The 12,893-nt window shown below is 74.7% G+C and carries 10 protein-coding genes; 3 read left to right on the top strand and 7 right to left on the bottom strand.

The genetic code is table 11. The features are described from left to right. Positions 1 to 30: 30 nt before the first annotated feature. From ACIP5K_RS30765 to ACIP5K_RS30790, 6 genes are all read right to left on the bottom strand, one after another. Positions 31 to 1,983: a RiPP maturation radical SAM C-methyltransferase gene (locus ACIP5K_RS30765; protein ID WP_401414806.1), complete on the bottom strand. Its 1,953-nt coding sequence runs from the start codon at positions 1,981 to 1,983 to the stop codon at positions 31 to 33. A gap of 67 nt (positions 1,984 to 2,050) precedes the next feature. Then, the gene (locus tag ACIP5K_RS30770; protein WP_258395068.1) at positions 2,051 to 2,179 is read right to left on the bottom strand and encodes a hypothetical protein; all 129 of its coding nucleotides are present in this window, start codon (positions 2,177 to 2,179) and stop codon (positions 2,051 to 2,053) included. A 16-nt stretch (positions 2,180 to 2,195) separates the two neighbouring features. Further along, positions 2,196 to 4,001, bottom strand: coding sequence for an alpha/beta fold hydrolase (locus tag ACIP5K_RS30775; RefSeq protein ID WP_401414808.1), 1,806 nt, complete (start codon positions 3,999 to 4,001; stop codon positions 2,196 to 2,198). Beyond that, complete coding sequence (locus ACIP5K_RS30780) at positions 3,998 to 5,293, bottom strand: MFS transporter (protein WP_401414810.1); 1,296 nt, start codon at positions 5,291 to 5,293, stop codon at positions 3,998 to 4,000. Before ACIP5K_RS30780 ends, ACIP5K_RS30775 begins: the two co-directional genes overlap by 4 nt. A 514-nt stretch (positions 5,294 to 5,807) precedes the next feature. After that, positions 5,808 to 7,679 carry a glycoside hydrolase family 5 protein gene (locus ACIP5K_RS30785; protein ID WP_401414848.1) on the bottom strand — a complete coding sequence of 624 codons (1,872 nt, stop codon included), beginning with the start codon at positions 7,677 to 7,679 and terminating at the stop codon, positions 5,808 to 5,810. A 122-nt stretch (positions 7,680 to 7,801) separates the two neighbouring features. Further along, positions 7,802 to 9,382, bottom strand: a complete 1,581-nt coding sequence (locus ACIP5K_RS30790) for an esterase (RefSeq protein WP_401414812.1) — start codon at positions 9,380 to 9,382, stop codon at positions 7,802 to 7,804. A gap of 270 nt (positions 9,383 to 9,652) precedes the next feature. On the opposite strand from ACIP5K_RS30790, the gene ACIP5K_RS30795 reads away from it, so the two are divergent. Continuing rightward, a complete protein-coding gene (locus tag ACIP5K_RS30795) occupies positions 9,653 to 9,838 on the top strand; it encodes a CsbD family protein (RefSeq protein WP_401414849.1) in 186 nt (61 codons plus the stop codon). Positions 9,839 to 9,997: 159 nt separating this feature from the next. Here ACIP5K_RS30795 and ACIP5K_RS30800 read toward each other — a convergent pair whose 3' ends face one another. Beyond that, positions 9,998 to 11,533 (bottom strand): DHA2 family efflux MFS transporter permease subunit, encoded by a 1,536-nt coding sequence (locus ACIP5K_RS30800; protein WP_401414814.1) that lies wholly within the window; start codon positions 11,531 to 11,533, stop codon positions 9,998 to 10,000. A 112-nt stretch (positions 11,534 to 11,645) separates the two neighbouring features. Here ACIP5K_RS30800 and ACIP5K_RS30805 point away from each other — a divergent pair, with 112 nt between their 5' ends. Together ACIP5K_RS30805 and ACIP5K_RS30810 are read left to right on the top strand one after the other, a co-directional pair. After that, the gene (locus tag ACIP5K_RS30805; RefSeq protein WP_401414816.1) at positions 11,646 to 12,212 is read left to right on the top strand and encodes a TetR/AcrR family transcriptional regulator; all 567 of its coding nucleotides are present in this window, start codon (positions 11,646 to 11,648) and stop codon (positions 12,210 to 12,212) included. Positions 12,213 to 12,260: 48 nt separating this feature from the next. After that, complete coding sequence (locus tag ACIP5K_RS30810) at positions 12,261 to 12,893, top strand: DUF6461 domain-containing protein (protein ID WP_401414818.1); 633 nt, start codon at positions 12,261 to 12,263, stop codon at positions 12,891 to 12,893.

Consider the following 12,893-nt stretch of genomic DNA (forward strand, 5'->3'; position numbering starts at 1 on the left):
TGCGGATTCCTCCGGTCGCGTCCGGGCGGGTCAGGCCGGTTCGGGGACGGCGGCGCCGTCGCGGGCGTCGAGGGCGTCCCGCGGCCCGTCCGGCTCGGCCACGACGGCGTGGGCGTGCCGCATGAAGTCCAGGCGGAGCAGGTCCTCGTTGACGGCCGCCGGGGCGATATGGACGTACTGGCCGCCGTCGGTGAAGACGATGCCGAGGGCGAGCCAGGAGTCGAGCAGGGCCTGCACCCGGGCCTCGTCGCAGGCGGCGTCGGGCAGCCGGCCGGCGACCTTGCGGGTGAGCGCCTGGACGGCGTGGGGCTGGTCGAGGTAGCGGAAGACGGCCAGCTCGAAGGGGTCGGTCAGCTGCATCGCCCGCCAGTCGAAGGCGCGCCGGCGGCTGACCAGGACGATGCGGTCGCCGTGGTCGTCGTGGGTGAGGCGGGCGTCGGTGTGGTGCTTCTTCCACGCGGCGAGCGCCGCGTTGAGGGCGCCGACGGTGGGCTCGCCGATGCCGCGGGCCGGCGCCTCGAAGACGTACGCCATGCCGTAGAGCTCTTCCTCGGGCAGGTCGTAGGTGAAGCGGTAGTGGGCCTCGGGGCGCAGCCCGGTGAAGCCCAGTTCGGGCCGCTCGAAGTAGGGGCTGAAGCGCTCGATGGCGATGCGGGCCGACAGGTCGACCGGCGGGTCGAGGTGTTCGAGGGCGGGGAGCTGGGCGATGACCGGGTCGTAGTCCTCGGCGCTCTCCCCGGGGAACCCGTGCAGGTAGTTCCAGGCGACGGAGAGGCCGGTCTCGGCGCCGTCGCGGAGCATCCGGACGTTCTGGCAGCCGCTGACGCCCTTGTCCATCAGGTCCAGGACGCGGCTGTTGAGGCTCTCGATGCCGGGCTGGACGTAGATGAGCCCGGCGTCCGCGAGGGTGCGCAGCTGGCTGCGCTTCATGTTGGCCTTGATCTCGATGTGCAGGCGCAGGTCGTAGCCGCTGTCGATGATGCGCGGCAGCACGGTGGTGAGGTAGCGCATGTCGAGGATGTTGTCGACGACGTACATGTCCAGGACCCGGTGCCGGCGGGCCAGTTCCATGATCTCGTCGTAGAAGGTGTCGGGGCTCTTGGAGCGGAACTCCATGAAGGAGCCGTTGAGCCCGCAGAACGTGCAGTGGTGCTTCTCGCCCCACCAGCAGCCGCGGGCGCCCTCGACGACGAGTTTCGGCTCGACCCAGTTGCGGGCGACCGAGGCGGCGAGGCGTTCGAAATAGCCGCTGTAGTCGGGGGGCAGGATCGCGGCGGGCGGCAGCGGGCGGGTGGCCATGGGGTTGGCGACGCTGCGGCCCTCGGCGTCGCGGTGGCACAGGCCGGTGATGGCGCCCAGGTCGGCGCCCTCGGTGAGCGCGGTGAGCAGCTCGGGGAAGGCGGCCTCGCCCTCGCCGCGCACGACGTGGTCGACGAAGGGGAAGTTGCGGTGCACGGTGGCGCCCTGCTCGCCGTCGCAGTTGGCGCCGCCCATGACGGTGACGATGTGCGGGGCGAGTTCCTTGACGCGGCGGGCGGCGGCGAGCGCGGCGGTGTTCTGCTGGAACGTCGAGGTGAACCCGACGACGTCCGGTGCGCTCTCGACGATGCGGCGGGCGATCATCTCGACGAACTCCGGTGCGATGCGGTGGAGTTCGTGGGTCATCTTCATGCGGGGGGACTTGAGCTTCCCGGTCATCGTGCGGGTGAACTCGTCCGCGCGCCAGTCCGGGTCGGCGTACAGGGCGGAGGAGAAGACCCAGTCCCCGCAGCCCATGAAGTACGACGACAGGGCGTAGTACTCGTAGTCGTCACCGGTGAACTCGGTGCGTTCGGTGATCCAGTCGGTGAACATGAGGTTGGCGTGCAGGACCTCGGCGCTCGCGCCGGGCACCCGCTCGTCGACGCTCCTCTTGAGAATGCCCAGTGCCAGCGACGGCAGGTCGATCGGTGACCAGGGCATGTTGACCAGCAGTACGCGCATGGGCGGTTCCTCCAGACGGTGGTAAGGGCCGGCCGGCCCCGGGGCTGCGGGGCCGGCCGGTGGAGGACTAGTCCTCGACGGTGTCGTCGCCGTCCTCGGCGTTGCGGAACGGGACGGTGACCGTGATGCCGACGCTCGGCTTGCGGTTCGTCTCGTCCTCGGCCAGCGGGTCGTTGTGGATGACGTCCTTGTGCATGGGCTTCTCCTTCGTGTCAGTGATCTACGGTGTGGTGCGCTGACCCCGCTCCGGGTGCGGCGGGGCGTCTGGGTGGGGTGGTGCGGGTGGTGCCGCGCAGCCGCTGGTCGAGGAAGTGCACCGAGCGACGCAGTACGTGGACGTGGTCGGCGCCGTCGTAGCCGTCGTGTCCGGTGTCGAGCCACAGGGCCTCGTGGTCGGCGCCGGTCGCGGCGAGGGCGGCGAGGTAGGAACGGATCTGCTGCGGGGGGCACTTGGCGTCGTGGGTGGCGGCGACGACCAGGAGCGGGTCGCGGACCCGGTTCGCGTAGCGGATCGGCGAGCTGTGGGCGTAGGCGTGCGGCACCTGCGCGGGCGTGCCGCCGAACAGCCGCTCGTCCAGGGCGCGCACGGCGGGCGTGGCGGCGGCGTGCGCGGCGGCGTAGTCGGCGACGGGCTTGACGGCGATCCCGGCCCGCCACAGTCCCGGCCGGGTGCCGAGGGCGAGCAGGACGAGATAGCCGCCCCAGGAGGTGCCCCACAGGCCGGTGGCGTCGGGGCGGATCAGGCGGCGCCGGGTGAGGTCGGCGTGCACGGCGGCGAGGTCGCCGACCTGGGTGTGTCCGACGCCGTCGCGGTAGGCGCGCTGCCAGCGGGCGCCGTAGCCGGTGGAGCCGCGGTAGTTGACCCGGGCGACGGCGAAGCCGGAGGCGACGAGGGAGTGCACGGTGCCGTCGTAGGCGTCGCGGTCGTGGTCGGCGGGGCCGCCGTGGACGAGGAACACGGCGGGGTGCGGGCCGGGCCGCCCCTCGGGGAGGCTGAGCAGGGTGTGCACCGGCCCGTCGGGGCCGGGGGTGTGCACGTCGCGCCGGACCGCGGGGACGCGCCCCTCGATCGTGCCGAGCGGCGGCAGCGGGGTACCGGCCGTGGAGACCATGCGCGGCGGACGGGTGGTGTCGGTCCACAGCGTGTGCAGGTCGCCGCCGGGGCGGGGGGCGGCGTCGAGGAGGGCCCCGGCCGGGGTGGGGACGCGGTCGAGGGTGCGCCGGGTGAGGTCGGCGCGGTGCAGCAGGGACCGGCCGTGGCGGTCCTGGCGGATCAGGACGGCGGCGCCGTCGGGGTACCAGCGCGCGGTGAACTGGGTGTCCAGGGCGCTCCACTCGTGGGTGACGACCCCGGCGGCGGCCGTCCAGGTGGCGAGGGCGTAGCGGTCCTCGTGCTCGCGGGCCAGGAGCAGGGTGGCCGGGGTGTCGGTGGCGGGGGCGAAGCCGAGGCTCCACAGCCTGCCGTGCGGACCGTCGCCGCGCAGGACGGCGGCCTCCGCGCCGTCGGGTGTGAGCAGGGTGACGGCGCGGGACGAGCCGGCGGCCCCGGCGAGGGCCAGCAGGTCGCCCCGGGGCGCGAGTCCGGCGAGGGACACGGGCCCGGCGACGCCGGTCACCTCGCGCGAGGGGCCGCCGCGCGTCCCGATGTGCACCGCGGTGCGCTCGGCCAGGCCGATGCCGACGGCCACGGTGCCCGCCGGGGTGACGGCGAGGCCGCGGGCGGTGCCATCGGGCGCACCGGTCAGGCCGGGTGCTTCGGGGCCGCCGTCGAAGGGCCGGAACCGCCAGTGGCCGCGGCCGTGGGCGTCCTCGGCGAACCACCACACGTGGGCGTCGGCGTCGATGGCGCCGTGCAGCGTGCCGTGGGGCCGGTCGGTGACCTGCCGGGCGCTGCGGGTGGCGGCGTCCCAGGTGAAGACCTCGCAGCGGCCCTCGGCGTCGGCGGTGAACACCATGCGGCGCGCGTCGGTGGGGCACACCTCCGGCAGTTGGGCGCGGTAGACCTGGAAGCGGCTCATGCGGCGGCCCCGACGAGGGCGGCGCGCCGGGTGGTGTGCACGGCGAGCAGGGTGAGCACGGCGGCGCAGCCCAGGGCGGGCGCGGCCGCCGCCGCGTGCTCGGTCAGCAGGCCGGCGAGGGCGGGGGCGAGGGCCGCGGCGGCGCCGGACGCGGTCGCGAGCACCGCGCCCGCCCTGGCCTGGAGTTCGGGCCGGGTGGCGAGCAGGGCGCGGGACTGGAGCACGATCGCCGGCAGCGGTACGAGGAGGCTGAGCGCCCCGAGCAGCAGCCCGTAGGTCCAGGGGCCGTCGGCGAGGGCGAGGGCGGCGGTGAGCGGGACCAGCAGCCAGGTGGCCGCGACGAGGACGCGGGCGGCGCCGAGGCGGGCGGCGGCCCGGGGCGCGGCGAGGGATCCGGTGAGTCCCGCGGCGCCGGTGACGGCGAGCACGAGACCGACCGGGAGCGCACCGCTGCCGAAACGTTCCAGCGCGAAGAGGACGCAGTAATACAGCGTGACGGCGACGCCGTTGACCAGGGTGATCCAGACGAGGACCAGCCGCAGCAGGGGGTGTCCGCGCACCAGGCGCAGCCCGGCGGCGGCCTCGCGCAGCAGCCCCTGGCCGTCCGTCGCCGCGGCGGCCTTCAGGTCCGTGCGCATGGCGCGGACGCACAGGGCGGCGACGGCGTAGGACAGGGCGTCGGCCAGGAAGGGCAGGGCGCGCAGGAGCTGGTAGGCGGCGCCGCCGAGCGCGGGCCCGACCACGACGGCGCCCTGGTCGGCGGCGGCGAGGCGGGCCACGGCGCGGGGCTGGCCGTCGGGCGGGCACAGCAGGACGACGGTGCCGCGCGACGCGGCGTCGTGACAGGCGGTGGCGAAACGTTCCACCAGGACGGCCGCGAGCAGGTGCGCCAGGGTGAGCCGGCCCAGGACCAGGGCGAGGGCGACGGAGCCCATGGCGAGCGCGGCGACGAGCGCGGACCAGACCATGATGGTCTTGCGGGCGCCGCGGTCGGCGGGCACCGCGGCGAGCGGACCGAGGAGCAGCCCGGCCCCGGCGGAGAGTCCGGCGACGAGCCCGGCGGTCTGCGGGGAGTGCCCGAGGCTCAGCAGGAGCAGCGGGAGGACGACGCCCGACGCCTGGGTGCCGAGCGCGTCGGCGGCGTTGGCCCACCAGAAGAGGCGGAAGTCCCGGTCGGCCGCCCTGCTCGGCGGACGGGTGGAACCGGAGGCGGAGCGACGGCCCCTGAACAGCCGGGGCCGCGGTAACTCACCGCGCCGGTCCGGCGCTCCCGCCTGGGTGAACGACTCCACGCACGTTCCTCACAAGACGAAGTGGCTGTGCAGGATGTGTAGAAAGCGAAACGAGCGGGATCGTAGCCAGCGATCCGAACGGCCTACAAGGCTGCCCGGCCGCTGGCCGGAAAACGTGGGGGCGCACGCGACGGGGCGCATTTAACGGAGCGGCTAAAAGACCGGTCAAATTTGTTTGTGAGAAAAGGTGTCACCGAGATCTGAGTGACAGGTATGACGAGAGAGGTGCCGGATCGCGGCGGCTTCCCGACAGGCCGCGGAGGCCGGGGGGAACGGGCGGGGCGCCGGTTCCGCACCCGTCCGGCCGGGCCCAGCGGGACACCGGCGGCCAGGATGGCCAGTTCCCTTCGCTGCGGCGGGCGGTGCCCGGCGCACGCGCGGGCGGCGCCCGCCCCGCGGAGTCGTCCCCGACTGGCCCGAATGGTGCGATCGATGTGGTTCGCGGGCTCCCTCGGCGACGGCAGCGGCGGCGCCACGGGGCTACGAGGCCATGGGGGCTACGAGGCCATGGGGGCTACGGGGCTGTGGGGGTGGCCGGGTCCGGGAGTTTCCGGCAGTAGAGCGCGTCGGCGGTGCCCCCGCGGCCGAGGGCCGTGGAGAAGGCGAGGCCCGCGGCGTACTCGTCGGCGTCGCACTGCGCCTTGAAGAAGCCCTCGGCGTAGTCGCCGCCCTCGCCCGACGCCGGGCGCGTGTCACCGCGGTCGTCCCACAGCGTGCGGCCGGCGCCGGCCAGGGGGATGCGCGCGGTTGAGCACAGGGCGGCGGAGACCCGGTTGCCGCGCACGCTGTAGCCGCTCATGAACTGCCCTGCCGGGCACTGGTACTTGGTGTAGCCGCGGGCCCAGTCGGCGGTGACGTGGGCCTCGGAGGCGACCGCGCCGGGCGCCGGGGCGGCGGCCGGGTCCGCGAGCCCCGCGTCGGTGCACAGACCGCCCTGCCCGCCCCGGCTGACACCGATCAGCCGCTGGTCGTCGGGGCACGACAGCTTGCGGGCACCGTTGTCCCAGTCGGCGGCCGCCCGCAGGGAGCGGTTGGCGTCCGCGTGGGTGGCCTTCAGCATCGACCAGGTGCGCACCTGCTCGACGGTGCCCTGTCTGCCGTCCGCGGCGGTCAGCTCGCGCCACGGTCCGGCGCGCCAGTCGTCGGCGTCCGAGACGACGCGCGCGCCCCCGGCGGTGTCGTAGCGGACCAGTCCCCAGCGGTTTCCCCGGTCGTCGTCCTGGAATCCGACGGCGGGCCAGTAGGCGAAGTCGAGGTCGTGGTCGACGAGGAAGTCGACGGTGCGGGCGAACCACGCGCGCTCCGCGGCGTCCGCGTCCTTCGCGACGCCGAACTCGCTGATCCACACGGGGGCGGTGAAGTGACGGTCCGGGGTGTCGGCGACGTAGGAGGCGGTGTCGCGCATGACGGCGAAGAGGTCGGCGCGGCTCAGGTCCCGGTAGCGGGCGTCGCTGGTCTCCCCGATGCCGCTCGCGCCGCTGTGCCGGGGGCCGGTGTAGCCGTAGAAGTGGGCGGCGTAGACGAGCTTGTGGGAGCGCACCAGTGTGGTCGAGAGGGTGGCGACGGGCTTGAGCAGGGGGCGGTCGTGCCAGAGCCCGTCGACGGGCAGGCCCGCCCAGTTGATGCCCTCGACCATGATGAGCAGGTTCGGGTTGGCGTCCGTGAGGATCCGGTCGCCGGCCTGCTGGGCGGCGGCGGCCCAGTCGTGGGCGTCGCCGAGCCCCCAGTTGGGGTCGTCGAGCACGTCGCGGCGCACCTCGTTGCGCAGATCGGCGCCGACGACACGGGGGTTGGTGCGGTAGCGGGCGGCCATGAAGGCCCAGTCGTCCAGCCATTTCCGGGTGCTCTGGCCGCTGTTCCACCGTTCGTTGCCGTCCACTCCGCAGCACCAACGGGTCGTGGTGGTGTGGTTGTTGAGGACGACGGCGAACCCGGCGTCCGTGAGCGCCTCGACCGCGCGGTCGAACACCTCAAGGGGACGCAGTCCGTCGAGCCGCGGGTTCGCGGTCAGCCCGGTGACCGGCCGGGTGTCGCCGATCATCTCGTCGGAGAAGGGCAGGCGGACGCTGTTCAGGCCGAGCCTTCGGAAGTCGTCGAGGATGCGGCTCATCGGCACCCGGTCCAGGCCGAGCGGCGCGCGGTGCCCGTCCTCCCCCGCGTGCTGGTGCGCCGGGTCGTCGGCGGAGCCCGAGCCGTCCCAGGTCCCGCTGGCGCCGTGCCAGTTGCCCGACTTCAGCTTGAAGCGCGTGCCGTCGGCGTCCACGATGTACCGGCCGCGCGTGCTCAGCGGCGCCTTCCAGGCCGCGAGCGCGGCCGGCGCGGACGCCTCGGGTGCGGCGCGGGGTGCGGGGGCGGCGGCTGCCGGGACCGGCACGAGCAGGGCCATGAGCAGGGCGAGGACCGTACAGGAGCGCAGGCGCACGACGTCACCCGTCTGCCGATGACATGGGCTTCGACCGTAGGACAGCCCGGCCCGATTTTGAAGTGCACCGGACAAGACAGGCCGCCCTAGGGCCGGTCCGCCCCGAACCCGGCGCCGAGCCCCGTCCCGGCCAGGCTGTGCTCGGGGAGGCCGAGCGCGGCGGGGCCGAAGGAGACCGTCCCGGCGGTCCGCGGGCCCGTGCGGCCGCCCGGCAGGATCCACACCGCGCCCGATCTGCGGGCCGTGCCGCTCTCCCCCGGCGCGCCGATCGCGAGGTCCGCGCGGTGGTCGCCGTCCAGGTCGCCGAGCCAGAGCGCGGAGCCGAATCCGTCGTACGGTTCGGCGGCGCCGGGGACGCCGTCGAGGCCCTGCCGGTAGGCGAGGACCCGGGGACGCGCGGGCTCCCCCGCCCCCTGCGGGCCGCCCCCGACCAGCCCGGCGCGGCCGCCCATGAGCAGGTACACGGCCCCGCTGTCCACGGCGTCGCCGACATCGGTGCCGGGCGCGCCCGCGACGAGGTCGGCGCACCCGTCGCCGTCGACGTCACCGGCGGCGAGCGCGGCGCCGAGCCGGTCGCCCGTGTCGGGCGCGCCGGTCGTCCCCCGGTGGCCGTCGTCACCGCTCGCGCCGGCGACGCCGAGGTCCTCGTGGAGGACGGCCTGGACCCGCGCGAAGGACCCGTTCGCGCTGCCGTACGCCACCTCGATCCGGCCCGCGTCGTAGTACTCCCGCAGCCCGGTGCTGTCGTTCTCGCGGATCGCGCGCGCCGCGTAGTCCCCGTGGCCGTCGCAGTCGAAGTCGGCGATCACCCCGGGCCCGGCGCTCGGCACGTCGCGCACCGAGCCCCGCTTCCCCCGGTCCTCGCGTCCGTCGGGCCCCGTCACGAACCGCCGCGGCGCGTACCACCGCCAGTCCCCCGGCTCGGGGCTGTGCGTGAGGACGACGTCGTCGCGGCCGTCGCCGGTGAGATCGCCCACGACGAGATCGACGTAGATCCCCGCGTCCAGGGCGGCGCCCCGGTAGTCGCTGTACACGGCGCGGGAGGCGGGGCGCCCGCCGCGTCCGAACGGGCCGAACAGGACGCTCACGGCCCTGTCCCGGACGAGCACGTCCGCCTGCCCGTCGCCGTCGAAGTCGCCGACCCCGGCGTTCATGAAACCCAGGCGCGCGCCCGAGGCGAGCCCCCGCGCCGAGCCCCACAGCACGAGGTCGCGGCCGAAGCCGCGGGTGAGCAGGTCGGTGTACCCGTCGCCGTCGAGGTCCGCGGCGACCGGCTCGCGGGAGAAGTGGTCGCCGGTCGCGGCCAGTCGGCCGAGCGGCCCGGGCGTGGTGCGGCTGATGGTCTGGTGGCGGCCGAGCCCGGGTCCCGCCGGGGTGCCGTACACGACGGCGAGGGCCCCGGCACCGTGCTTGCCGGGCAGGTCGGCTCCGGGGACGGGCAGGACGAGATCGGTCCGCCCGTTGCCGTCGAAGTCCGTGGGGGCGGGGCCCGACCGGCCGCTCTCCGCGCCGCCCGGCCGTGCGGGGACCGCCCGCCGGGCGTCGTCGCCCCGGTGGTCGTACGCGGCCCAGAGGCCCGCCCCGAGCAGTGCGCAGACCAGGACTCCCGCCACCCGGCCCAGGACACGGCGGCGCGGTCGGCGTGCGCGCAGGAGCGACAGCAGCATGGCGCGGCCTCCCGGGCCTCGGGTACGTGACACAGGATGGACCGGCCGGAGGGCGCGGTGGTTGCCCCGCGACCGGCAGCCGTTATCCGGGAGTTATCCCGGCGGTGCGGCCGGCTCCGGCGGACGCGGTGAGCAGCAGGTCCTCGCCCGGCGTGCGCCCCGCGGGTGAACATGCGGAACAGCGGATTCCCACTCCGTACGTTTACCGGACCGCTGAGTGGCCAGTCGGAGGTCAGCACACTTCAGTCCATGGAACGGATGGTGAACGGCATGACCGCGAGTGAGAAGGCCAAGGCCAAGGCGGAGCAGGCTGCGGGCTCCGCCATGGAGGCCACGGGACGCGCCGTGGGCAACGAGCGCCTGACCGCCAAGGGCCGCGCGGCCAAGACGATGGGCGCCGCCCGGGAGTCGAAGGAGTCCGCGAAGGACTCGGCGAAGGGCCTGGGCAAGCACTGACCCGCCGCACGGGCGGCCCGCCGGGACGGACCACCGTCCCGACCCCGGCGCCGACGCGCGCGAGCCGATCCGCCGAAGGGGCGGTCCCTCCCACGAGGGACCGCCCCTTCGCGTGTGCCCAGCCCGCCGACGGCACCCGGCAGGCCCCTCCGGTCACCGTCAACGGCCCTTCGCGCAGGCATCGTTCGCGGCCAGCCCGGCAGAAGCGGTGGGCGCGGTGGAAGCGGTGGAAGCGGTGGGTGCGGTGAGAGCGGTGGGGACGGGGTCGGGCGCGGGGGCGTGTCGGACGGCCGCCGCCGCTTTCCCGGCGGGCCGGGACCTCGTCAGCCACAGTCCGGTGCACACGGCGCCGGCCGAGGTGAGGGCGCCGGCCACGAGGAAGGCGCTGTCGAGCCCGGCCTCGAAGGATGCGCCGCCGCTCTGCCGGGTCCGGACCACGGCGCCGAGCAGCGCCACACCGAGCACCGCGCCGATCTGCCGGGTGGTGCTGATGATGCCCGACGCGAGACCGCCCTCGCTCGCGCCGACCGCCTGGATGGCGGCCGCGGTCAGCGGGGACAGGGTCAGGGCGAAACCGGTCCCGACGACGGCGAGCCGCCACCACACGTTCCCGTACGCGGTGTCGGCGTGCACCGTGCCGAGGGCGAGCAGGCCCGCGCCGGCCAGGGCCAGGCCGGTGGTCACCACGCCGCGGACGCCGTACCGGGCGGCGAGCCGGCCCGCGTACGGGCTGACGACCACCATGGCGAGGGACAGCGGCAGGGTCTGGAGACCGGCGCGCAGGAGCGAGCTGCCCTGGACGTACACGAAGAACTGGGAGAAGAAGAACGACGACCCCATCAGCGCGAACCCCGCCACCACCATGGCGGTGTTGGACACGGTGAACAGACGCTGCCGGAACAGCCGCAGCGGCAGCATCGGCGCGGTGCGCCGCGCCTCGACGGCGACGAAGGCGGCGAGCAGGACCACCGCGGCGGTGAAGCTGCCCAGGATCACCGGCTCCGTCCAGCCGCGGGCACCGCCCTCGATCAGCCCATACGTCAGTGCCCCCACACCCAGTACGGACAGCACCGTGCCGGGGACGTCGATCGCGGGGGCGTCCGGATTGCGGCTCTCCCGGAGGCTGCGCAGGCCGACCAGCAGCAGGATCGCGCCCAGGGGGACGTTGACCAGGAAGATGGCGGGCCAGCCGAAGGCGTCCGTCAGCACGCCGCCCGCCACCGGGCCCGCCGCCAGGCCGATCCCGCTGAGTCCGGCCCACAGCCCGATCGCCTTCATCCGCTCCTGCGGCGCGGGACAGCCCGCGGCGAGCAGGGCGAGCGAGGCGGGGCTCAGCGCCGCGGCCCCGACGCCCTGCAACGCCCGGCCGGCGAGCAGCCAGCCGACCGAGGGCGCGAGGCTGCACAGCACCGACGCGAGGGTGAACACCGCGACGCCGGTGAGGTACACCCGCTTGCGGCCGAACCGGTCCGCGAAGACGCCGCCGGACAGCAGCAGCATGGCGACCAGCAGGACGTAGGCGTCGACGATCCATTGCAGACCGGTCAGTTGCGTGTGCAGCCGGTGCTGCATGTCGGGCAGCGCCGCTCCCACGATCGTGTTGTCGAGCAGGACCATGAACTGGCCGAGGCAGGTCACCGTGAGCAGCACGGCCCGGCTCGGTCCACTGCCTGAGACCACAGGCGATACGGCCATGAAATTCCCCTCAGTCGCTGACGCACTCACTAACGCAGTCGTTGACTGCGTTAGAGGACTATAGGGAGGGGCGCCCCACAAACGCAAGCGATAACTGCGTTAAGATGCGGGCATGAACGAGCGACAGCCCGCCCGACGGCCCGGCGGGCGCAGTGCCCGCGTCCGCGCACAGGTGCACCAGGCCGTCACCGACCTGATCAGCGAGCGGGGCTACGGCCACTTCACCGTGGGCGAGGTCGCGGCCCGCGCGGGTGTCGCCGACAGCAGCGTCTACCGCCGGTGGGGCAGCCTGGAGGCGCTGCTCAGCGAGGTGGCACTGACCCGCCTCGACGCGCGCTCGCCGATGCCCGACACCGGCAGCCTGGCCGGTGACCTGCGCACGTACGCGGCCCAGGTGGCCCGGGAGATCACCGGACCCGACGGTCCCGCGGTGCTGCACCTGGCCGTCGCCCTGTCGGGCAGCGGCCCGCAGGGCCGGCAGGCGGGCGCCGACCTGCGCGGGGAGCGCACCAGGCAGTTGCAGGCCGTGCTCGACCGCGCCCGCGACCGCGGCGAGGACGCGCCCGACGCGCTCGCCGTCCTGGACCACGTCCTGGCCCCGATGTACATCCGCGTCCTGTTCGGCATCGTCCCGCTCACCCCCGACTACATCGACGGCCTGGTCGACCGCCTGCTGTGAGCGCCCCGCCGGCCCGCGCTGTCAGAGGCGGCGGGCACCATGGCGGTCATGACGGACGGAACGACCTGGCTGGCGGCGCCGCGGTCGATCGCCTTCGGCGGTCACCACGTGACGCTCGCCCGCGGCCTCTCCCCGCAGGAGCTCGCCCGACGCCTCGCCGGGGCCCTGGAGTACGAGGGGGACCACGACGTGGTGCCCGTCGGCGAGCACACGGGAGACTCCTTCCTGGACCTCATGGACGACGACTACGCCATCGGGCTGCGCCTCGGCCGCGCCGGGGAGTGGGCGTACGCGGTCGCGTACGGCGGCTGGCAGGGCGAGTTCGGCGAGCTGGCGTCCGTGTCGCGGGACGGCGCCCAGGTCTGCCTCCTGGAGTACGAGGAGGAGAACGGCAAGCCGGTACCGCCGCAGTTCGCCTCTTTCCACGACGACCGGCTGCTGGCCGCCTTCAACCTGCACCTGGACGGGTCGTGGGGCTACGAGCGGGTCGTCGGCGATCCCGCCACGGCCGCCCGGCTCCAGGAGCGGCTCACGGCCGCGGGCCTGCCGGATCCCGGCCGCGACCCCCGGGAGGTCCACCGCGCGGCGCTGGCCGTGGTCGAGGAGTTCTTCGGGCTCTCGCTCCCGAGAGAGCCGATCGTGACCGGGACGCTGCCCGCGGTGCTGCTGGAACCGGCGTGA

It is taken from the genome of Streptomyces sp. NPDC088785, assembly GCF_044750685.1.
Lineage (GTDB): Bacteria > Actinomycetota > Actinomycetes > Streptomycetales > Streptomycetaceae > Streptomyces.

Bases quoted from the DNA above. Each gene is read 5' to 3' on its own strand.
- ACIP5K_RS30775 (WP_401414808.1), bottom strand. From the start codon at position 4,001: ATGAGCCGCTTCCAGGTCTACCGCGCCCAACTGCCGGAGGTGTGCCCC.
- ACIP5K_RS30800 (WP_401414814.1), bottom strand. From the start codon at position 11,533: ATGGCCGTATCGCCTGTGGTCTCAGGCAGTGGACCGAGCCGGGCCGTG.
- ACIP5K_RS30805 (WP_401414816.1), top strand. From the start codon at position 11,646: ATGAACGAGCGACAGCCCGCCCGACGGCCCGGCGGGCGCAGTGCCCGC.
- ACIP5K_RS30770 (WP_258395068.1), bottom strand. From the start codon at position 2,179: ATGCACAAGGACGTCATCCACAACGACCCGCTGGCCGAGGACGAGACG.
- ACIP5K_RS30795 (WP_401414849.1), top strand. From the start codon at position 9,653: ATGACCGCGAGTGAGAAGGCCAAGGCCAAGGCGGAGCAGGCTGCGGGC.
- ACIP5K_RS30785 (WP_401414848.1), bottom strand. From the start codon at position 7,679: ATGGCCCTGCTCGTGCCGGTCCCGGCAGCCGCCGCCCCCGCACCCCGC.
- ACIP5K_RS30810 (WP_401414818.1), top strand. From the start codon at position 12,261: ATGACGGACGGAACGACCTGGCTGGCGGCGCCGCGGTCGATCGCCTTC.
- ACIP5K_RS30765 (WP_401414806.1), bottom strand. From the start codon at position 1,983: ATGCGCGTACTGCTGGTCAACATGCCCTGGTCACCGATCGACCTGCCG.
- ACIP5K_RS30790 (WP_401414812.1), bottom strand. From the start codon at position 9,382: ATGCTGCTGTCGCTCCTGCGCGCACGCCGACCGCGCCGCCGTGTCCTG.